13 protein-coding genes are annotated in these 21002 nt (G+C 69.2%); 11 read left to right on the top strand and 2 right to left on the bottom strand.

What is annotated here, in order from left to right:
* Positions 1-81 precede the first annotated feature (81 nt).
* Complete coding sequence (locus U0177_RS15915; RefSeq protein ID WP_409571635.1) at positions 82-2244, bottom strand: ADP-ribosylglycohydrolase family protein; 2163 nt, start codon at positions 2242-2244, stop codon at positions 82-84.
* 401 nt (positions 2245-2645) lie between these two features.
* On the bottom strand, positions 2646-5660 hold the full coding sequence (locus tag U0177_RS15910) for a tetratricopeptide repeat protein (RefSeq protein ID WP_409571634.1): 3015 nt from the start codon (positions 5658-5660) through the stop codon (positions 2646-2648).
* Positions 5661-6020: 360 nt separating this feature from the next.
* Here U0177_RS15910 and U0177_RS15905 point away from each other — a divergent pair, with 360 nt between their 5' ends.
* The 11 genes from U0177_RS15905 (at position 6021) to U0177_RS15855 (ending at position 20981) form a co-directional block, all read left to right on the top strand.
* Complete coding sequence (locus U0177_RS15905; protein ID WP_409571633.1) at positions 6021-6926, top strand: BTAD domain-containing putative transcriptional regulator; 906 nt, start codon at positions 6021-6023, stop codon at positions 6924-6926.
* A gap of 1391 nt (positions 6927-8317) precedes the next feature.
* Positions 8318-8575 carry a hypothetical protein gene (locus U0177_RS15900; RefSeq protein ID WP_409571632.1) on the top strand — a complete coding sequence of 86 codons (258 nt, stop codon included), beginning with the start codon at positions 8318-8320 and terminating at the stop codon, positions 8573-8575.
* A gap of 22 nt (positions 8576-8597) precedes the next feature.
* Positions 8598-11198, top strand: coding sequence for a phage tail sheath C-terminal domain-containing protein (locus U0177_RS15895; RefSeq protein WP_409571631.1), 2601 nt, complete (start codon positions 8598-8600; stop codon positions 11196-11198).
* 33 nt (positions 11199-11231) lie between these two features.
* Positions 11232-11774, top strand: a complete 543-nt coding sequence (locus tag U0177_RS15890; protein WP_409571630.1) for a phage tail protein — start codon at positions 11232-11234, stop codon at positions 11772-11774.
* Positions 11771-12493, top strand: coding sequence for a phage baseplate protein (locus U0177_RS15885; RefSeq protein ID WP_409571629.1), 723 nt, complete (start codon positions 11771-11773; stop codon positions 12491-12493). Before U0177_RS15890 ends, U0177_RS15885 begins: the two co-directional genes overlap by 4 nt.
* Positions 12494-12496: 3 nt before the next feature.
* Positions 12497-14050: a hypothetical protein gene (locus U0177_RS15880; protein WP_409571628.1), complete on the top strand. Its 1554-nt coding sequence runs from the start codon at positions 12497-12499 to the stop codon at positions 14048-14050.
* Positions 14047-15300, top strand: a complete 1254-nt coding sequence (locus tag U0177_RS15875; RefSeq protein WP_409571627.1) for a DUF4255 domain-containing protein — start codon at positions 14047-14049, stop codon at positions 15298-15300. The genes U0177_RS15880 and U0177_RS15875 overlap by 4 nt, the downstream gene beginning before the upstream one ends.
* 56 nt (positions 15301-15356) lie before the next feature.
* Positions 15357-17336 (top strand): AAA family ATPase, encoded by a 1980-nt coding sequence (locus tag U0177_RS15870; protein WP_409571626.1) that lies wholly within the window; start codon positions 15357-15359, stop codon positions 17334-17336.
* Between the two features lie 396 nt (positions 17337-17732).
* A complete protein-coding gene (locus U0177_RS15865) occupies positions 17733-18014 on the top strand; it encodes a hypothetical protein (RefSeq protein WP_409571625.1) in 282 nt (93 codons plus the stop codon).
* Positions 18011-19525: a hypothetical protein gene (locus U0177_RS15860; protein ID WP_409571624.1), complete on the top strand. Its 1515-nt coding sequence runs from the start codon at positions 18011-18013 to the stop codon at positions 19523-19525. Before U0177_RS15865 ends, U0177_RS15860 begins: the two co-directional genes overlap by 4 nt.
* Positions 19526-19550: 25 nt before the next feature.
* The gene (locus tag U0177_RS15855; RefSeq protein WP_409571623.1) at positions 19551-20981 is read left to right on the top strand and encodes a DUF4157 domain-containing protein; all 1431 of its coding nucleotides are present in this window, start codon (positions 19551-19553) and stop codon (positions 20979-20981) included.
* Positions 20982-21002: the final 21 nt, after the last annotated feature.

Below are 21002 nucleotides of genomic sequence, written 5' to 3'. Positions count from 1 at the left end.
CGCGGGGCGCGCAGCCCCCGAATTGCCTCGCAGGGCGCGGGGCGCGCAGCCCCCGAATTGCCTCGCAGGCCCCGAATGGCCTCAGGCACCAAGCAAGTGAGCGAGTGAGCTGGGAAGCGGGCGCACGGCCACGTCGTCGAAGGCGGCGCGGCCTTCCTCGCAGATCATGGCCGCCGCGCCGCCGCCGAGCAGCGGGCTGATCTCGGGCAGCTCGATCGGCGGCATGTCGCCGGCCCAGCCGCGCGCCAGCTGGCCGGACAGCTCGAGGTGCAGCCGGTAGGTGTGGCCCGGCTGCCAGGCCAGCGGCACCTCGGTGGCGCGGCTGTGCTCGGTCAGGTGCTCGGTCAGGCGCTCGCTCAGGCGCAGCACCGCGCGGCCCTGCGCGTCGCGCGCTAGCGTCAGCGCGACGTAGCGGCGCATGCCCTGCGCGCGCGCGCCAATGCCGCAGGCTACAGCCATGTGCGGCGTCACCAGCGCCTCGACGTGGTAGTCGGCCCACTCGCGCGTGCCCTGCGTCAGCAAGCCGACGCCCTCATCCTGCATGAGGCGGTAGGCTTCGTCGTGCCGAGTCTCGTAGTGATCCACGCCATCGACCCAGGCGCGGCTCCAGAGCGTGCCGCCCTCGGCCGGCCGGCGGAACAGCGTGTCGGCGACGCCATCCCACGTCAGCTCGTCCAGGTAGATCGTGCCGTCGCCGCGCGGCGTCCCGGCGATCTCGAGCCCCACGGCGGCGATCGGCTGGCCGCCGGTGTCGGGCAGGCGCCACTCGAAGGCGTGGCGCGCCCCGGCCGGCAGCGTGGCCGCAGGGCCGTCGATACGCGCCAGCCGATCGCCGGCGCCGTAGGCATACGCCAGCAGCTGCACGCTCAGCGCGGCGCGGTTGCCGGCGTCGGCGGCGGCGCTGGCGCGCAGCTGCTGCCCAGGGTACAGCGTGGGCGATGCCAGCAGCGTGTAGCCCGGCATGTCGATCGCCTCGGGCGGGATAAATGTGGCAGTGGTGGCGCGCGCCGCCCGGCCGGGCGCCAGGCCGCGCGCGCGCAGCGCCAGCACGCGCGTACCGCGCTGGCTGTGGCCGGCCACGTTCTCAATCGTCAGCGTGCCGCGGGCGTCGGCGCTGTCGTCGGCGCGAAAGCCCTGCACGCTGCCGGGCTGCTCGAAATGGAAGCGCGCGCCGCCCTTGGGCGCCAGCGGCGGCTCGCCGGCCAGCGCGCGGCCGGCATTCACCACCATATAGGCTTCGCGCAGCGCGTCGGTGATCGCCCGGCCGCCATCGGCGGTCGGCAGGTACATGCGGTCGGCCACCGGCCCGCGCCAGTCTGGCCCGGCGTCGATGCCGGCCAGGCCATTCTTGATCCCCAGCAGGCAGCCGACGTTCCCCGAGTTGCAGTCGGTATCCCAGCCGGCGGTGTTGGTGATCATCAGCGCGCGCTGCATATCGTCGCCGCCGTACAGCAGCCCCAGGTGGATCAGCGCGTGGTTCGGCACCATATGGCAGTTGCCGCCGAAGCGGTCGTAGCCGTAGTGCGCCACGATCTGCTCGCGCGCCTGTTGCCAGTCGTGATACTCGGCGTGCCACTCGCGGATGTCGTCGATCATGCGGTAGATCAGCGAGTCGCGCGGGATGAGCCGCACCGCCGTGTCGATCAGCGCCTGCAGGTCGCTCTCGACAAACGCCTGGGCCTCCATGGCGGCGATCACCTGGGCGCCGTGGATCGCCGCGCCGTCGTGGCTGACGCTCGCGGCGCGGCCGGCCAGCGCGGCGGCCAGCTCTGGGTCGCCGGGCGCGACCATGGCCCAGCCGTCGATGAAGATCTGCGCGCCGATCTGCTCGGCCACCACCTGGCCATTCGTGGCGATTGCGCCGCTGGCGGGCGCGGCCACGCCGCGCTTGAGCCGGATGAACGCGGTGTGCTCGGTGGAGTTGCCCATGCCGCCCCACCACAGGATCGTGCGGCGCTCGATGATGTAGTTGAGCCAGGTCTGGCCGATCTGCGCCGCCGTGATCGCGCGGCTGTTGCCGTAGTCGGGCAGGGCGCGCAGAAACGTGAAGGTGCCGGAGATGTCGTCGTCGGTGACGATCAGCGGGGCGCCGCGCCGCTCGTGCACGTAGTACCAGATCTCGCCAAGCTCGCGCATGATCCGGTCGTACGCCCAGCCCTCGAACGGGCGGCCGAGGTACACGCCGATGATCTTGCCGAGCACGCCGGCATACACGCGCTCGGCGTAGTCGTGGGGGCTAGGCATCACTCTTTCCTCTGCTGTTGTGTGCGTAGGCCTGGTTGAACCCAAACTTCCGGAAATTGAACCCTGCGGTATTATACGCTGTTCGCTTGATCGCTTATCGATTGTGTTGCACAACGTGGCTTCGCCACGTCGTGCAACACAATAACAGAACTTACGCGATCGCCTGCGATATCGGCTCCTTCTGCCTGCGGCAGCATGGTACTTCGCTTGCTTTTGTGCGGAGATGTTGGCGCGGTTTTTCCGCGCGCAGCGCGGAAAAACCGCATATCTGGCATGTAACGCGGTTCCGCTCTGCCGAAGGCAAAGACGCGCACCGCGTAACTCCTGACAATAAGCTATTTGGGGGCAGCTTCGCTGCCCCCGAACCCCGGCATAAAGCAGGTGTTCAGCCAAATTTAGTGTTATAGCAAGCCCACCGGCGCGGTTGAATCTGGGGCGAAGGCGGCCAGCGCGGCGGCTTGCTCGATCGTCAGGCGCTGGCCGCGCGCCCAGGCATCGCCGTAGGGCTGCGCCAGCGCGGCCCGCGCGCGCGCGAAGGCCAGCCGGTCGGGCGGCCACATGGCCGCGCCCACGGCGGCGAAGTACGCCTCGGCGAAGCCCAGCAGCGCGGCCGACCAGCGCCGTTCGTCGTCGCCGGTGGCCTGTGCGAGCCGCGCCTGCGCCAGCCCGGCCAGGCACTCGGCGATGCCGCGGCAGTTGCCCCAGGTGCGGAACAGCGCCATGCTCTCGTGAAAGCCGGCCTCGGCGGCGCGTGCGTCGCCCTGGGCCAGCGCCAGCGCCGCCAGGTTGTGCAGCGCGCGCGCGACATCGGCCTGGGTGGCGAGCTGGCGAAACAGCTCCAGCGCCTCGTGGTAGTGCGCGGCGGCGCGCGCCAGGTCGCCACGGTAGCGCGCGACTTCGCCGAGGTTGTTGAGCGCCTGCGCGATCCCCCAGGTGCTGCCGGTGTCGGCGCGGTGAATCGCCAGGCAGTCGCGGTAGCACGCCTCGGCCGCGCCGGGCTCGTCGCGGCCGAGCGCCACGTCGCCCAGGTGCAGCCGGGCGGTCGCCACGCCCTGGCGGTGGCCGAGCGCCTCGAAGCGCGGCAGGCTTTCTTCGAGCAGCGCCTGGGCTGCGGCGTAGTCGCCCTGGTTCAGCGCCACCGTGCCAGCCATAAACGGCGCCAGCGCCTGGCTGAAGCGATCGTCGAGCGCGCGCAGGATCGACAGGCTGGCCTCAAGGCGCGCGCGCGCGACGCGCAGCTCGCCCTGGTACAGCGCCATCGAGCCGGCGCCCAGCAGGGCTACGCCGCGCGCCCAGCTCGCCTCGCCGGCGGAGGTTTGCGCCAGGGCGCGCTCGAACGCCGCCCGGCCCTCGCCGACGGCGCTGTGCAGATACCAGAACCAGTACAGACGGTAGGCCAGCTGCAGCCACGGCACGCCGGCGCCGGCCATGCCGGGCCACAGCAGCGCGGCGCGCAGGTTATCGAGCTCGGCGGCCAGCCGGTTCAGCCAGAGCACCTGGCGCGGCCCGGTCAGCTCGGCCTCGCCCTGAGTAGCCAGGTCGAGGCACCATGCCTGGTGGCGCTCGCGCAGCGCGGCGGCCTCGCCGGCCGCGTCGAGCTGCTCAAGCGCGTACTGGCGCATGGTTTCGAGCATGGTGTAGCGCCGTCCGCCGTCGGCGTCGCGCGCCACCACCAGCGACTTATCGACGAGCCGGGCCAGCAGCGGCAGGATCTCGCCGCGCGCCAGCCGCGCGTCGGCGCACACCACCTCGGCCGCATCCAGCGTCCAGCCGCCGGCAAATACCGCCAGGCGGCGGAACAGCACGCGCTCGGGGTCGGCCAGCAGGTCGTAGCTCCAGTCGATCGCGGCGCGCAGCGTCTGCTGGCGCGAGAGCGCGGTGCGGCTGCCGCCGCGCAGCAGCTGGAAGCGATCGTCGAGGCGCGCGGCAATCTGTCCGACGCTGAGCGCGGGCACGCGCGCGGCGGCAAGCTCGATCGCCAGCGGCAGGCCGTCGAGCCCGGCGCAGATGCGCACCAGCGCGGGGATCTCGTCGTCGCGCAGCGCGAACTGCGCCCACGCCGCCGCCGCGCGGTCGAGGAACAGCTGCGGCCCTTCGTACTGCGCCAGCTCGGCGCGGCTGGGCGTGGGCTGGCGCGGGTCGGGCAGCGAAAGCGCCGGGGTGAGCCAGGCGACCTCGCCGGCGATGCGCAGCGGCTCGCGGCTGGTGGCCAGGATGCGCAACCAGGGGCAGCGCGGCAGCAGCGCCTCGGCCAGCCGCGCGCATGCGTCGATCAGGTGCTCGCAGTTGTCGAGCACCAGCAGCAGCCGGCGCGTGGCCAGGTAGCCGGCCAGCTGGTCGCGCAGCGGCGCGCCCTGGCCCTCGCGCACGCCCAGCGCGCGCGCCAGCTCCTGGTCGATCAGCGCCGGGTCGGCCAGCGCCGCCAGCGCCACGAAGCACGCGCCCGCAGGGTAGGCCGGCATCTCGGCGCGCGCGACCTCGAGCGCCAGGCGGGTTTTGCCGCTGCCGCCGGCGCCGGCGATCGTGAGCAGCCGGGTGCCGCTCAGCAGCTCGCGCAGCTCGGCCACCTCGCGCGCGCGGCCGATAAAGCGCGTGAGCACCACGGGCAGCTGTGGCCGCGGCCCAGGCTGCGGCGCGGGCGCGGCAGGCGCGATCTCGCCGCCGAGAATATCGCGGCGCAGCTGCTGGCTCTGCGGGTCGGGCTCGAGCGCAAGGTCGCTGCGCAGCGTCCGCTCGAGCAGCGCGTACTGGCTGAGCGCCGCCGCGCGGTCGCCGGCCTGGGCGGCCAGGCGCATCAGCGCGCGGTGCAGCTCTTCGTCGGCCGGGTCGCCGGCCAGCGCCTGCTGCAGCGCCGCGCGGGCGCGCTCGCGCTCGGCGGGCTGCTCGGCCCACTGCGCCAGGTCGAGCGCGAGCGCGCGAAACGCCTGCCGCAGATCCGAGCGGCGCACGTCGAGCCAGGCCTCGTACGGGTCGTCGGGCAGCAGTTCGCCGCTGTACAGGTCGAGCGCGGCCAGCGCCCCGCCGATGTCGCGCTCCTGGCGAGCGCGGCGGGCGGCCACCTCGAACGCTGGCGCGTCGGCCCACACCAGCCCCGGCTCGCCCAGGCGCAGCTGCAGGTCGCGCAGCGCCAGGAACGGCGCGCGCGGCTCGCCCGCCACGCTCAGCGCGCGGCGGGCGGCGTACAGCGCCTGGTTCAGGCTATTGACAGCCGCGCGCGGCGGTTGGTCGGGCCAGAGCGCCGCCAGCACCTGCTCGCGATGCAGCTGGTAGCCGGGGGCAAGCGCCAGCAGCTTGATCAGCTGCCGGGCCGCGCGCAGGCGCAGCTCGCCGGCATCAATGCTGCGGCCATCCACCGCGACCGCAAAGCCGCCGAGCAGCCGCACCCGCAGCGCAGCGCCCTGTGTATCCTGTGTCATCGGTGCTCCTGGAAGAATGCATCCTGGCCATCAGTATACCGCACTGCCGTGCTATTGCGCCGGCGGCGGCGCATTCCAGGGCGGCTCAAGGGTGGCGAGTAGCCAGTGTACCATGGCCGTAGGCCTGCGCGCCACGCAAGATACGTAATTTTCCTGATGTGCCGGACCGGAGTTGTTGCTATAGTACAGCAACATAGACGGGTATGCCCATCCACAGTGCGCCTTGCTCGTACACCACCAAACTATCCCGCCCGCATCCCGAACAGTGCCAAAAAAACAGCGACCTATTCCTCCGCGCGATCGCAGCGTCGTGGTGGCGGGCCGATGGACGACCTCCTTTCGGACAGAGAAAGCGAGGCCATGGTGCAAGCGCTTCAGATCACGCTATTCGCAAAGCTGGACATCCGCCGGAATGGGATGGCGCTCGCTCGGCTGCCGGCCAAGGCCGAGGAGCTGCTGTGCTATCTGCTGCTGCGCCCCGGCCGGCCACATACCCGCGAGGCGCTCGCCTGCGAGCTGTGGGCCGACGCGCCGGCCGCGCAGTCGAAGAAGTACCTGCGCCAGTGCCTGTGGCAGCTCCAGCAGGCGCTCGAGCCGGCCGAGGCGGCGCACCCCGCGCTGCTGCGCGTCGAGCACGAGTGGGTTGGCGTGCACCCCGACGCGGCGATCGAGGTCGACGTCGCGCAGTTCGAGCGCGCCTTCGCCGGCGTGCGCGATCAGCCGGGCGCCGCGCTGAGCGCCCAGCAGGCCCAGCAGGCCCAGCAGGCCGCCGCACTGTACCAGGGCGAACTGCTGAGCGGCTGGTACCAAAGCTGGTGCATGGTCGAGCGCGAGCGCTACGAGTCGATGTTCTTCGCGCTGCTCGATCGCCTGATCGAGTACTGCCTGGCGCGCGGCCAGCTCGGCCAGGGGATCGCCTATGGCATGCGGCTGCTGCGCAGCGACTACACCCACGAGCGCACCCACTGCCAGCTGATGCAGCTGTACGCCCTCGCCGGCGACCGCAGCATGGCGCTGCGCCAGTTCGAGCAGTGCGCCGCCGCGCTGGCGCGCGAGTTCGGCGTGCGCCCCACCGAGCAGACGCTGGCGCTGTACCAGCGTATCCGCGCCGGCGAGCTCGGCCCGGCGCCGGCCGCGCCCGCGGCAGCCCCCCCCGACCGCGACACCCTGACGGCGCTGCTCTCCGACCTGGCCAGCCTGCGCGGGTCGATCGCTCAGCTGCAGAACGATGTCGAGCAGATCAAGCGATCGCTCTGCGGCCCGTAGCCCCCACCCACAGCGGAGCGAGAGAGCGGGGGAGCGTTGGGGCGGAGAGCGTTGGAGCGCATTGTTCCATCAACGTCAGACGCTCATGCCTCAGGGCAAACCCGCAGCCGTATCCGCGCCACTGTGGGGTCTGGCGCATAGCCCCCGAAAGCTCTCATAGAGGCAAGCACGAGGCGCGCACGATGCGCGCCCTACGGGAAAGCCCGTGCCAGCGGCAACGTCAGATGCTTATGCCTCAAAGGCAAACCCGCACCCGTGCCCGCGCCACTGTGGGGTCTGGCGCGTAGCCCCCGAAAGCTCTCATAGAGGCAAGCACGAGGCGCGCACGATGCGCGCCCTACGGGAAAGCCCGTGCCAGCGGCAACGTCAGATGCTTATGCCTCAAGGCAAACCCGCACCTCATTCTGTGCCACTGTGGGGTCTGGTGCGTAGCCCCGAATGCCCGCATAGGCAAGCACGAGGCGCGCACGATGCGCGCCCTACGGGAAAGCCCGTACCAGCGGCAACGTCAGATGCTTATGCCTCAAAGGCAAAGCCGCGGCCATCCGCACCACTGTGGGGTCTGGCGCGTAGCCCCGAATGCCCTCATAGAGGCAAGCACGAGGCGCGCACGATGCGCGCCTACAGGAAAGCCCGTGCCAGCGGCAACGTCAGATGCTTATGCCTCAAAGGCAAACCCGCAGCCGTATCCGCGCCACTGTGGGGTCTGGCGCGTAGCCCCGAATGCCCTCACGGGGGCAAGCACGGCGCGCGCACGATGCGCGCCTACGGGAAAGCCCGTGCCAGCGGCAACGTCAGGCGCTCATGCCTCCAGGGCAAACCCGCACCCGTATCCGCGCCACTGTGGGGTCTGGCGCGTAGCCCCCGAATGCCCTCATAGAGGCAAGCACGAGGCGCGCACGATGCGCGCCCTACGGAAAGGCCGTGCCAGCGGCAACGTCAGACGCTCATACCTCAGGGCAAAGCCGCACCTCATTCTGTGCCACAAGGCATGCGCCACCAACGATTGTACACACGACGGCATTCTTTTGTGGGGTCTGGGGCAACGCCCCAGCGCGGGAGTGCAGAGGGCGAGGCGGCCGCCCTCTGCCGCGGGCTGGGGGCGCGTAGCCCCGCAGCGCTCGCAGGAGAACGGGGGGCGCGTAGCCCCCGAAAACCCTCAGGCGCAGAGCGGGCAACGGGGGCGCGTAGCCCCCGAACGCCCCAGCAGACGCCCCAGCAGACGCCCCAGCAGACGCTCCGGCAGACGCCGGCATGCTAGGCTTGCCGCCACACGCTTGGCACGCGCGCCGGCGCGACACGATCGCACCGGCATAGCCCGGCCCTTCAGCCTGCTTCTAACCTATCCGGCGCGGGCAGTGCTGCCGCGCACGCGCCGTGGAGACGCCGCTATGGGCGACGCGCCCACCGACTCTTCTGGCGAGATCGAGCCCGGTGTCCACGCGTTTGTCGTGCGGGTCTGGCGCGTCGAGGGCCAGCGTGCGGCCTGGCGCGGCCACGTGACGCACGTGGGCGGCGGCGAGCGCTGCTACGTCACAAGCCTGCGCCAGATCGACAATTTCATTGGGCTGTACCTGCGGGATCTTGGGGTGCGCCCGCCGCTGCGCTGGCGGATCCGCCAGTGGCTCGGCCGCTCCATATGGCCATAATCTGTCGTAAGGAGAACATGCCATGCCGGTCACGCCGACGTACCCAGGCGTCTACATCCAGGAGCTTGCGAGCGACGTGCGCACGATCGTGCCCGTCGATACAGCCACCACCGCGTTTCTCGGCCGGGCGCTGCGCGGGCCGGTGAACCAGCCGGCCACGATCTTTAGCTTCGAGGAGTTCGAGCAGCAGTTCGGCGGCCTGTGGATCGAGAGCAAGCTCGGCTTCGCGGTGCGCGATTTCTTCCTCAACGGCGGCAGCAAGGCGATCATTGTGCGCGTGTTCAACCCGAGCGCCAGCGGCAATCCGCGCGCCACGCTCAGCGCGTTCAGTGCCACAACGCCGCCGGCCGACGCGGTGACGCTGTACCACTCGCTGCGCGAGCGCCCCACTGTGACTTCGCTGGCCGCCGCCGCCGACGAGGCGCTCGCGCTGGCTACCAAGGCCAAGGCCGCTGCCCTCGACAGCGACCTCGAGGCCAAGACTGCAGCCGCCGACGCGGCCAAGCGGGCGAAAGATGCCGCCGACGCCATCAAGGCCGCCGCCGACGCAGCCCAGCAGGCGGCGCAGCAAGCCGTCACAGCCGCTGCTGCAAACGTCACACCAGAGCAGAGCAAGGCCCTGGCGCTCGCGAAACGCGAGGCGGCGCTAGCCAAAGCCAGCGCCGACAAAGCCGGCGCCGCGCTGGCTCTGGCCAACGCAAGCAAGGCGCTCGCCCAGGCTACCAAAGACGCCGGCGCAAACCCGCCCGCTCCGGCCTTGACCGCCGCCGTAACCACACAGCAAACCGCCTTCAATAAGCTCAAAACCGACGCTAGCGCAGCCCTGGAAGCTGCCAAAGGCGAATTGCAGACCAAGCAACAAGCCGTCGATGCCGCCGGCAGCGGAGCGACCGCTGCCCAGACACAAGCGCTGGCCGACGCCACCGAGGCTGTGGCCACCGCCCAGGCCGTGCTTGATACTCTGAGCGCCAGCCCCGCCGACGATAGCACCGCCGCCGTTCAGAGGCAGGCAACAGCTCAGGAAGCTCTGACGGCTGCCGGCGACGATGCGAACAAAAAACCAGCGGCCCAGGCCGCACTCAAACTTGCGACAGATGCCGCCAAAGCTGCGGCCGACAGCGCCGACGCGGCGGGCAAGATCGCGTCGGCAAAACAGGCGATCGATGACGCCACCGCGCGCCTGGCCACCGTCGGCGCGGTGGTGAAGGCAGTGAAAGACGCTGCCGGGAAGGGCAACGCCAGCCCCGCCGACGTGCTCACGGCCGCCCAAGGCGCAATCAGCGCGCAGGCCACCAGCACGAAAACCATAAGCCTGCGGGCGCGCAGCCCCGGCGCGTGGGGCAACCGCCTGGCCGCGCGCATCACCAAAGTCGACGACGACGTGCGCGACCAGCTTGCCGCGCAGTACGACGTGCTGCCGGGCGAGCTGTTCACCCTGACCGTGCGCGACACCCGCACCGGCGACGAAGAGGTGTACCCGAACGTCACGTTTGGGCCGGGGCAGCGCCAGCTGCACAAGGTGCTCGGCCAGCAGTCGAGCCTGGTGGTGGCAACCGGCGATCCCCCAGACGCCCCGGCGCTGTACGCCGCCAGCAGCCTGCCCAGCGGCAAGCTCAAGTGGTGGGACGACAGCTCCACCGGCAGCTTGGTGGCCGCCGCCGACGCCGCCAACGACGGCGAGGCGCTGACGATACCGGTGATACTGGGCACCGACAGAGACGACCCGCCCGAAGGCGCGCCGGTCGACAGCGACGACCAGGCCATCACCCGCGGCATCCGGGCGCTCGACCAGGCCGACCTGTTCAATATGCTGTGCATCCCGCCCTACGACAGCAGCGACAGCGTTTCCAGCGACGTGCTGGCCGAAGCGGTGGCCTACTGCGAGAAGCGCCGCGCCATGCTGATCGTCGACCCGCCGGCCGAGTGGACGAAGTACCAGGATGCCAAGCTGCCAATCTCCGGCGTGGCGCCCTCGGCCAACGCGGCGATCTTCTTCCCGCGTATCCGCAAGCGCAACCCGCTGCGCGACAACCAGACCGAGAACTTTGTGCCGTGCGGCGCAGTGGCCGGCGTGATGGCGCGCACCGACTTCCGGCGCGGCGTGTGGAAGGCCGCCGCCGGCCTCGAGGCCACGCTCAACGGCGTCGAGGGCTTTGCGGTGGCGATCGACGATAACGCCAACGGCGTGCTTAACCCGCTGGGCATCAACTGCCTGCGCGTAATGCCCGCCGCCGGCCCGGTGGTCTGGGGCGCGCGCACCACCGTCGGCGACGACCGGCTGGCGAACCAGTGGAAGTACATCCCGGTGCGGCGCATGGCGCTGTGGATCGAAGAGACACTGTACCGCAACACCCAGTGGGCCGTGTTTGAGCCGAACGACGAGCCGCTCTGGTCGTCGCTGCGGCTGAACATCGGCAACTTCATGAACGGCCTGTTCCGCCAGGGCGCGTTCCAGGGCAAGTCGCCGGCCGATGCCTACTTCGTGCGCTGCGACGCCAGCACCACCACCCAGACCGACATCGACCGCGGGATCGTGAACGTGATCGTCGGCTTCGCGCCGCTGAAGCCCGCCGAGTTCGTGATTATCTCGATCAAGCAGATCACCAACCAGGGCGGCGCCTAGCACCCGGCGCGCAGCACCTAAAGGAGCACTCCTATGCCCAAGCCTGAGTTCGAGGTCAATACCGATCGCTTCGACCCATACAAAGCCTACCGCTTCCGCGTGAAGTGGGATGGCAAGTATGTGGCCGGCATCAGCAAGGTAAGCGGCCTCACGCGCAAGACCACGCCGGTGAAGCACCGCGAGGGCGGCTCGCCGGGCATTCAGTACACCTCGCCGGGCCTGACCGAGTACGACGCGATTACGCTCGAGCGCGGCGTGACGCACGACCCCGAGTTCGAGAACTGGGCCAACCTGGTGTGGGAGAAGAAGAACGGCGTCGGCAGCTTCGGCGAGGCCAAGGGCACCGAGGTGGCGCTGAAGAAGTTCCGCAAGGATATCACGATCGAGCTGTACAACGAGGCCGACCAGAAGGTGCTGGCGTATAACGTGTTCCGCTGCTGGGTGTCGGAGTATACCGCGCTGCCCGACCTCGACGCCAATAGCGCCACCAGCGTGGCCATCCAGAAGATCAAGCTCGAAAACGAGGGCTGGGTGCGCGACGCCGACGTGAAGGAGCCGACGGAGTACGGCGGATGAAGCTGAGCGCGCGCGACATTGTGCGGGCGTGGGACTGGGGCCAGGATAAGCACCCGGTCGACCGGGCGCTGGCGCTGCTGGCGCTGGCCTGCCCGGATCTGAGCTACGACGCGCTGGCCGACCTGACGGTCGGCCAGCGCAACGGCCGGCTGCTGGCGCTGCGCGAGCAGGCGCTCGGCCCGCAGCTGCGCAGCCTGGCGAGCTGCGCGGCATGCGGCGCGGCGCTTGAGTTCACGGTGCCAGTCGCCGCGCTCAGCGACGACGAGCCGGCCGCGCTGGAGCACACGCTCGACCACGCCGGCTACCGGCTGCGCTTCCGGCTGCCTACCAGCCGCGACCTTGCGGCGGTGGCCGGGCTTGGCGCGGCCGATGCTGGGCGCGCGCTGCTGATCGCGCGCTGCGTGCTGGCGGCCGAGTACGGCGGGCAGCCGCTCGCCCCGGCCAGCCTGCCCGATGCGCTGGTCGCCGCGCTGGCCGAGGCTGTCGAGCAGCACGACCCGCAGGCCGAGACGCGGCTGCGCCTGACATGCAGCGCCTGCGGGCACCGCTGGTCGGCGCTGTTCGATATTGGCACGTTTTTCTGGACCGAGCTGGACGGGATTGCGCGGCGGCTGATGGGCGACGTGGCGACGCTGGCGCGCGCCTACGGCTGGGGCGAGGCCGAGATCCTGGCGATGAGCGCCGCGCGCCGGCAGATGTACCTCGAAATGACGGGCTAATTAATGAGCGACGTGTTCAGCAATCTGGCACACGCGGCCGGCGGCGCGCCGCCACAGGTGCGGCCCAATGTCGGCTCGCGCTTTGGCGCGCCGCCGCCGCTGGCCGGCGACGATCTGCCGGCGGCGCGCGAGCGCGAGCTGCCCGACCTGGCGCTGCCGTCCCTGGTGGCGCTTGGCGAGCCGGCGCTGTGGGGGCTTGCTACGCTGCGCGAGATGCGTCTCGCCGCGCCGAGTGAGTTGCCGCCCGCGCCGAGTGACCTGCCGCCCGCGCCGAGTGAGTTGCCGCTCGCGCCGAGTGAGTTGCCGCTCACGCCGAGTAACCTGCCGCCCGCGCCGCGTGACTTGCCGCCCGCGCCGAGTGACTTGCCGCTCGCGCCGAGTGAGTTGCCGCCCGTGCCGCGTGAGTTGCCGCCCGCAAGGAAAGACAGAGAACCTTTGTTGACCAACTACCTAAGCCCGACCACCCCGGCAAGCGGATCGAGTGAGCTAGTGCCCAGGCAACAAAGTGATCTCGTCGTTTCTGCCCCACTGAACATCCATGTCATGCTGAACGACGTGAAGCATCTCGATGCTGATGCAGCGAGCGGTGTCGCTGCGCTCAACCCTGACGCCTCGAACATCCCTGTCATGCTGAACGAAGTGAAGCATCTCGATGCTCAAGCGGCGAGCGGTGTCACCGCGCTCAACCCTGCCGCCTCGAACGTCCCTGTCATGCTGAACGGCGTGAAGCATCTCGACGCCGAAGCAGCGAGCGGTGTCACCGCGCTCAACCCTGCCCCACTGAACATCCCTGTCATGCTGAACGACGTGAAGCATCTCGATGCTCAAGCGGCGAGCGGTGTCGCTGCGCTCAACCCTGACGCCTCGAACGTCCCGGTCATGCCGAACGAAGTGAAGCATCTCAGTGCCGAAGCAGCAAGCGGTGTCGCCGCGCTCACCATGACAAGGAAAGACAGCGAACCTTTGTTGACCAAGCGCCCAGGGCCGAGCGACATGCCTTTTACCTTGGGTGATACGCCAGGTGAACAGGGCAAGACCACAAACCTACGCACCGAGCGCGCATCGCTAGCGGAACCTGAGATACCTGCGCCAATCGCGCCCGCGCCTGCGCGTGCTGCCGCTGAAAGCACACAAACCACAGCTGCTTGGTTGAATGCGCCAATCGCGCCAGCGCCCGCAGCCAAACAAGCGCAGCCTTGGGCATCGGCGGCGGGGCTTGCGGCGGCCACAGCCCCCAAACCCGCCGCGCCGGGCGAACGGGCCGCCGCCGGCATATCTTTCGCCACTCATGCGGCGGCGACGAGCACGGCAATCGCTCGGGCAAACGCGCAGCCGCGCGGCCAGGCCGCCGAGCCCGCCAGCATCCAGCCGGCCGCGCCAACTCCCGCCCCCGCGCGCCACGAGGCAGCACCGCCAGCGCCGACGATTCACGTATCGATCGGCCGCGTCGAAGTGCGCGCGATCGATCCGCCACCCGCGCCGCCGCGCCGGCCCGCCCGGCCGGCATCCGGCATCGCGCTCGACGCCTACCTGCGCGGCGGGGCGGAGGAACTATGAGCAGCGCGCTGGCCATAGCGGGCGTCACTGCGGTGTTAGCCGACCTGCTCAGCGGCTGGTTGGCCGAGCAGCCGCTGCCGCGCAGCCTGGGCAATCCCAAGGTCAGCGCGCTCGCGCCCGACCTGGTCGACACCGGCATGGGCAAACCCGGCCAGATCAATCTATTCATGTACCAGGCGACGCTGAACCCGGCCTGGCGCAGTGCCGGCCCGCCCGCCCGCGACGCAAGCGGGCGCCGCATGGCAAACCCGCCGCTCGCGCTCGATCTGCACTACCTGCTGACGGCCTACGGCTCGCAGAACTTCCACGCCGAAATGATCCTCGGCTACGCCATGCAGCTGCTGCACGAGACGCCGATCCTGCCGCGCGACGAGATCAACCGCATCCTCCTGGCGCACGCCGAGCGCGCCAACGACGATTTTTCGGCCACCGGCCTGGCCGATCAGCTCGAGCAGATCAAGATCAGCCCAGCGCACCTCAACACCGAAGAGCTTTCCAAGCTCTGGTCGGCGTTTCAATCGCGCTACCGGCCAAGCGCGGCCTACGAGGTGTCGGTGGTGCTGATCGAGAGCAGCCGGCCGGTGCGCGCGCCGCTGCCGGTGCTGACGCGCGGCGCGAATGATCGCGGGCCGGGCGTGCAGGAGGGCATCATCCCGCCGTTCGCGACGCTGACGGCGGCGGTGCCGCCCCACCAGCAGCCGGCGATCTGCCTTGGCGAGCTGCTGACGCTGGCCGGCTTCCACCTCGACGGCGCATCGGTGGCAGTGCGCTTCGCCAACCGCCGCCTGCCGGCGCCACTGGTGCTTGCGCCGCGCGCCGAGGCCAGCGCGAACAGCCTGCAGGTGCAGCTCGCCGGCGCGAGCGACGCGTGGCAGGCCGGGGTGTATGCCGTCAGCGTGGCAGTGACCCAGGCCGACGGCTCGATCCAGACCAGCAACGCGCTCGCCGTTACGCTGGCGCCACACATCGACGCGATCAGCGCCAGCCGCACGCCCAGCGGCGTGGAGGTGCTGGTCGAGTGCAGCCCGGCGATCTGGCCGGGCCAGGCCGCCGCGCTGCTGCTGGGCGAGCGCGAGCTGCAGGCCGAAGCATTCGGCCAGAAAACCAGCCGGCTCACATTCCGCGCCGAAGAGCTGCCGCAGGGGAGCTACCTGGCGCGCCTGCGCGTCGACGGCGTCGACAGCCTGCTGGTGGATCGCTCCACCACGCCGCCGCGCTTCGACCCGGCACAGAGCGTGGTGGTTCCGTAAGGCTGGTTGCGCGGCGACTGGCGAGGTGCTGTTGTAAAAAAGAAAGCGAAAAACCCATGACGGCAGCAATGCCTCGCGCGTGGTACACCGACAACCAGCGCTACATCATAGCCGGGCTGGCCGCGCTCGCCGAGGGGCTGCGCCGGCAGCTTGCGCCGGCGGGCGCAGCCAGCGCCGAGCCGGGCGGCGACCCGTGGAGCGCTGCGGACGCCATCGCCGAGGCAATGGCGCCGGCGCCGGCGCTGGAGCAGCTGCGGCACGCGTTCGGGCTTTCGCCATTCGAGCGCGACGTGCTGCTGCTATGCGCTGGCGTCGAGTTCGACGGCGGCTTTGCGGCGCTGTGCGGCGAGGTGCAGGGCGACGCGCGGCGCTGCTACCCGACCTTTAGCCTGGCGCTGGCGGCGCTGCCCGGCGCGCACTGGGATGCCCTTACCGCGGCCGGGGCATTGCGGCACTGGCGCCTGATCGAGCTCGAGCCGGGCTACTCGCTCACCGCCCGGCCGCTGCGGATCAGCGAGCGCGTGCTGCATTTTCTTGCCGGCGTCCAGCACATCGACGAGCAGCTGGCCGGGTTTGCCGACGCCGTGCCCGCGCCGGGCGAGCTGCTGCCCTCGCAGCACGACCTGGCCGCGCGCATCGCCGCCGCGTGGTCGATGGCCGGCAGCGACACGCCGCTGGTGCAGCTGTGCGGCGGCGACGCCGCCGACAAGCGCGTGGTGGCGGCGGCTGCATGCGCCGCGCTGGGGCTTGAGCTGTACGCGCTGCCGGCCGACGCGCTGCCGGCGAGCCCCGGCGAGATCGACGCGCTGGCGCGGCTGTGGCGGCGCGATGCCTTGCTCGGCGGCTGCGCGCTGCTGATCGAGTGCGACGAGATCGAGCAGAGCGACACAGCGCGCGTGCGCGCGGTCGGCCGCATGGCCGAGCGGGCCGGCGGCGCGCTGGCGATTGCCTGCCGCGACCGCATCGCCACATCGCAGCGCGCGGTGGTGCTCGAACTCCACCGGCCGGCGGCCGACGAGCAGCGGCGCTGCTGGCGGATCGCGCTTGGCCCCGCCGCCGAGCGCCTGAATGGCCAGCTCGACCTGCTGGTGGGCCAGTTTAGCATGGGCGCGCGCGCCATTCAGCACGCCAGCATCGAGGCGCTGGGCGCAGACGACCTCGGCCAGGCGCTGTGGGACGCATGCCGCCGCCACACGCGCCCCAAGCTCGACGACCTGGCGCAGCGGATCGAGGCGGTGGCGACGTGGGACGACCTGGTGCTGCCCGAGGCGCAGCGCGAGCTGCTGCGCGAGATCGCGCTGCACGTGCGCAACCGCACGCTGGTGTACGAGGGCTGGGGCTTCGGCGCGAAGAGCGCGCGCGGCCTGGGCGTAGCCGCGCTGTTCGCGGGCGCCAGCGGCACCGGCAAAACCATGGCCGCCGAGGTGCTGGCGAACGAGCTGCGGCTCGACCTGTACCGGATCGACCTGAGCCAGGTGGTGAGCAAGTACATCGGCGAGACCGAGAAAAACCTGCGGCGGGTGTTCGACGCGGCCGAGGGCTGCGGGGCGATCCTGCTGTTCGACGAGGCCGACGCGCTGTTTGGCAAGCGCTCCGAGGTGCGAGACAGCCACGACCGCCACGCCAACGTCGAGGTGAGCTACCTCCTGCAGCGCATGGAGGCCTACCGTGGCCTGGCGATCCTGACGACCAACCTGAAAGATGCGCTTGACAGCGCGTTTCTGCGGCGCATCCGCTTCGTGGTGCAGTTCCCATTCCCCGACGCGGCGCAGCGCGCGGCGATCTGGCGGCGCGCCTTCCCGGCCGCCACGCCGACCGCCGGGCTGGAGGCTGAGAAGCTGGCGCGTCTGAATGTCGCCGGCGGCAACATCCGCAACATCGCGCTGGGCGCGGCGTTCCTGGCCGCCGACGCGGGCGAGCCGGTGGGCATGGCCCACCTGCTGCGCGCCGCACGCCGCGAGTACGCCAAGCTCGAGCGCGCGCTCACCGACGCCGAGACAAAAGGCTGGATCACCGGGGAGCGTTTGAGCGTTTGAGCGTTTGAGTGGGGGAGCGTTTGAGCGGAGAGCGGGGGGCAATCAACCATCGTAATGCGCTCCGTGGAGAATTGCCAGACGCCGTGGTTATAGCCACGAGGCATGCGCCACCGGCGCCATAGCGGGAACAGCATCAGATCAGGGGTCCAGGGGCGAAGCCCCGGCCGGGGGTCGTTAGGGGCCGCGGCCGGCCCCTGACCGCGGGCGTGGGGCGCGCCGCCCCACACATACGCAGGCGTGGGGCGCGCCGCCCCACACATACGCAGGCGTGGGGCGCGCAGCCCCACACATACGAAGAAGAACCTAACCCACAGGCGTGGGGCGCGCAGCCCCACACACACCTGCCAAGGAAGCAAAAGCCTGGGGCGCAGCCCCACCAGCCAGAGCGCAAGCGCAATGAACATCAACCTATCGATCGACAGCATCATCCTGCACGGCCTCGACACCGACCGCCACGCAGTTGCCGCAGCGGTTGAGCGCGAGCTTGGCCGCCTGCTCGCCGAGCGCGGCCTGCCGCCCGAGCTTGCCGCCAACGACGGGGCGATCAGCGTCGCGCTGCCGGAGGTGCGCGTGCCGCGCGGCCTGCGCCCCGACGCGATCGGCGCGCGCGTGGCCGAGTCGATCTACGCCAGCGTGGCTGGCGCGCCGGGCGAGCCACTAGAGCGAGGTACGCGATGAAGGGCCGCGTGAAAGCCGGAGAAGCCCGCAGGCGGGGCGCCGCGCGCGAGGCCGCGCCGGCCGTGCCTGCACCTGTGCAGGAAGCGCCGCAGCTTGAGAGCGCCGCCGGGCTGAGGCACCACTTCGGCGCGGTCGGCGTCGTGCGAACGATCGAGCAGCCTGAAGCGGAACCTACGGTGCAGCTAGCCCAGCGGCACCAGCTGACAGAGCACAGCGGCCCGGTCATTCAGCGCAAGTTCCGCTTGGCCGAGCCTGAGCGGGAGGACAGCTTCGAATATGTCTGGGTCGAGAACGACCAGGCGCCTCCGGATACAAAACGCTATCGCTGGGGAGGGCGCTTTGTGGACATTGGCGGCAAAAACGAAGCAGACCTGCTTTTTGAGGTAACGGAAGGCAACTGGTACTGCATCGCCAACATGTTTGGCGCCGGCACTCCCAGTCTGTGGCAACCCCACAGCGAATACGATCGGGAGATGCTGCGGCAGGCCGAGGAGAATCTCAGCTCGTTCATGCTGAAGAAGGAGCCGGCGCCGCAGGGTGAGATCGGCAAGATGAACTTTCGCTTCCCGCCCGCGACAGGGGTGCTCTATCACAGCGGGGCGCCGCCCCAGGGATTTGAGCCGCAGCAGCACCCGAATGTGCGGCCGCTGCCCGTCGACGAAAGCACGCTCAGGGCCCGCCAGCTCGACCAGAGGATGGACAACCTTGGGCGAGCACAGCAAGGGCTGCCCACCTCATACGATCAGCGCGCCACGACGGGTACGGGCTACGTCTATATACGAACCCCGCAAGAGCGCACAGGAGTTGACACAGAGTCTCCCGATGACAGGAGCAAGTTTATCTTCAGCGGCCAGAGCGTGGCACAGTCGGGGGTCGGCGAGCAGCAGCTGCACCATATGCGCCAGCGCGCGATCGAGGTTAATCGCCAGCTCCCTGCGCTTCAACAGCTCCAAGAGCAGAGATTTGTCGGCGAGGCCAGGGGCATGAGCCGCGACGCGGGGCAGGTCGCGGCAATGCGTGGCCTCAACGCCGCCGCGTACGCGATGGGCATGCAGGCGCCAAACGCCGGCGCCACCGACTGGGAGTGGCTGCACATTCGCGGAGCGCGGCTGGGCGGCAAGACAAACGCGACGAATCTTGTCGCCGGCACCTCCAGCACAAACTCGCATATGATCCCGTACGAGCACCAGATTCTCGAGCTGTCGAAGATGGCGGATCAGCAGCATCCGCTGTTTGTGTTCTGGACAGTGGCGCATCACGATCGCGTTGGCGTGAGAATCATCATAAGCTGGAAGGCGCCAAACGGGCTCGTCAGAGACGGGCAGGAGAGCAGACCGGCGTGGGGATCCCAGAGCTTCGACCCGGTCAGGGGCGCGATCTACGACCGGCTGGATCGCGACCTGGTATGGACGCCGCAGCTCCAGCCACGGCCGACCTTGCCTCCGGTTCCTCTGTTTGGCGACATGTCGTCGTCGAACTCCGAAGGCTCGGCCATGGATGTGTCGAAATAGGCCAGCTTGTTGCGAGAGAGGGCTGATGAAGACGCACATGCACAGCAAAAAGGGCAGCCAGCACAGGCCGGTGCCGAGCAATGGCGTGCCAGCCCCCGCCTCGGCGCCCGCCAGTGCGCCCGACGTAGCCGCGCCGAGCCACAGCTTCGGCGCGGTCGCGGTCACCGCCGCGCCGCAGGGCGCCATGCAGCCCAAGCTCGCCGTCGGCGCCGCCCACGACCCGTACGAAGACGAGGGCAGCCAGGTGGCGCAGCGGCAGGAGGCGCCTACGAACAACACTGGCCTGCCCGATGCGCTGAAAGACGGCGCCGAAAGCCTCTCGGGCGTGCCGCTCGACGATGTCAAGGTGCACTACAACTCTGGCATGCCCGCCAGCGTCGATGCGCTGGCCTACACCCAGGCGAGCGATATCTATGTCGGCCCAGGCCAGGAAAAGCACCTGCCTCACGAGGCCTGGCATGTCGTGCAGCAGAAGCAGGGCCGCGTGCAGCCGACGCAGCACCTGAGGGGCGTGGCGATCAACGACGATCGCGCGCTAGAGCAGGAGGCGGAGAGTATGGGAGCCAAGATGCACAGTTTACCCGCGCAAGCACGACCTATGCGCAAAGAAGGGCCGCACATTCAGCAAGGAATATCGGCCGCAATCCAGATGGCAGGCCACGAGGAAGATCTGTGTGTGGTGGGAAACTGGATTGTGAAGCGGGCCGATAAAACAGAGATTGAGCAATATACAAATAGAAGGGTTCCATCGACTGCGCCCAAATTTGGCGGGCCTTTTTACACCGCCGACGACGCACGTGCATTTCTACAGGCTCACAATGAGATAATCTCGCCAAAGCAGGATGAAAAGATTACAAAAATGGCCGAGCCAATGGCCAGGGGCGGCAAAGGGTTTATGATCTTGGCAAATGTAACCTCTGGAATAGCTGATCCACAAATGCGCGACTTAAAGATGGGAACGTCAACAGCCGACAAGGACGATCAGATACGCCACGGCGTGGCGGAACCCGAGCTTACAGCTAAAATGATCAGACATGAATTTATGGATTATAAAAGTGGATCGAGTGAACGGGGCTATCGTGACGAGGATCAATGGAAAGTGGCATGGACGGGCGATAACTTGGTTGAATTAAAAAGAGTTCTCGATCATGCAAGCACGTCTGCCCTGCGAGGAGTAGAGCAAGATCTAGATAGTTTCGAGAACTGGTTGCTGGCCACAAATGTGGTCTACGTTGGCATGAGTATTCTGGTGGTAGTCGGAAGCAATATTGGCAGAGCGGTGCCGATCGATTTTGAACACCCGATATATGCATCAGAAGCTTCATTTGCCAACCACAAGCAGGGAATTGAGCAAGGTCTTGCGCACCTAAAGAACGAGATCCAAAAACGCTTACGCCCATACTCAACCAATAGACAGGGCGAAGGCAACAGGTATATTACAGATAAAGACCTCTAGCGAGGCTTTTGCTCGGCGAAC

This window comes from Kouleothrix sp. (assembly GCF_046328425.1).
Lineage (GTDB): Bacteria > Chloroflexota > Chloroflexia > Chloroflexales > Roseiflexaceae > Kouleothrix.
The sequence above is the reverse complement of the archived record's forward strand: the minus strand, read 5'-3'. Positions and strand labels throughout refer to the sequence as shown.

What these genes read in the sequence shown, in the direction of transcription:
- U0177_RS15915 (WP_409571635.1), bottom strand. Translation starts at nt 2,244, where the DNA reads ATGCCTAGCCCCCACGACTACGCCGAGCGCGTGTATGCCGGCGTGCTC.
- U0177_RS15910 (WP_409571634.1), bottom strand. Translation starts at nt 5,660, where the DNA reads ATGACACAGGATACACAGGGCGCTGCGCTGCGGGTGCGGCTGCTCGGC.
- U0177_RS15905 (WP_409571633.1), top strand. Translation starts at nt 6,021, where the DNA reads ATGGTGCAAGCGCTTCAGATCACGCTATTCGCAAAGCTGGACATCCGC.
- U0177_RS15900 (WP_409571632.1), top strand. Translation starts at nt 8,318, where the DNA reads ATGGGCGACGCGCCCACCGACTCTTCTGGCGAGATCGAGCCCGGTGTC.
- U0177_RS15895 (WP_409571631.1), top strand. Translation starts at nt 8,598, where the DNA reads ATGCCGGTCACGCCGACGTACCCAGGCGTCTACATCCAGGAGCTTGCG.
- U0177_RS15890 (WP_409571630.1), top strand. Translation starts at nt 11,232, where the DNA reads ATGCCCAAGCCTGAGTTCGAGGTCAATACCGATCGCTTCGACCCATAC.
- U0177_RS15885 (WP_409571629.1), top strand. Translation starts at nt 11,771, where the DNA reads ATGAAGCTGAGCGCGCGCGACATTGTGCGGGCGTGGGACTGGGGCCAG.
- U0177_RS15880 (WP_409571628.1), top strand. Translation starts at nt 12,497, where the DNA reads ATGAGCGACGTGTTCAGCAATCTGGCACACGCGGCCGGCGGCGCGCCG.
- U0177_RS15875 (WP_409571627.1), top strand. Translation starts at nt 14,047, where the DNA reads ATGAGCAGCGCGCTGGCCATAGCGGGCGTCACTGCGGTGTTAGCCGAC.
- U0177_RS15870 (WP_409571626.1), top strand. Translation starts at nt 15,357, where the DNA reads ATGACGGCAGCAATGCCTCGCGCGTGGTACACCGACAACCAGCGCTAC.
- U0177_RS15865 (WP_409571625.1), top strand. Translation starts at nt 17,733, where the DNA reads ATGAACATCAACCTATCGATCGACAGCATCATCCTGCACGGCCTCGAC.
- U0177_RS15860 (WP_409571624.1), top strand. Translation starts at nt 18,011, where the DNA reads ATGAAGGGCCGCGTGAAAGCCGGAGAAGCCCGCAGGCGGGGCGCCGCG.
- U0177_RS15855 (WP_409571623.1), top strand. Translation starts at nt 19,551, where the DNA reads ATGAAGACGCACATGCACAGCAAAAAGGGCAGCCAGCACAGGCCGGTG.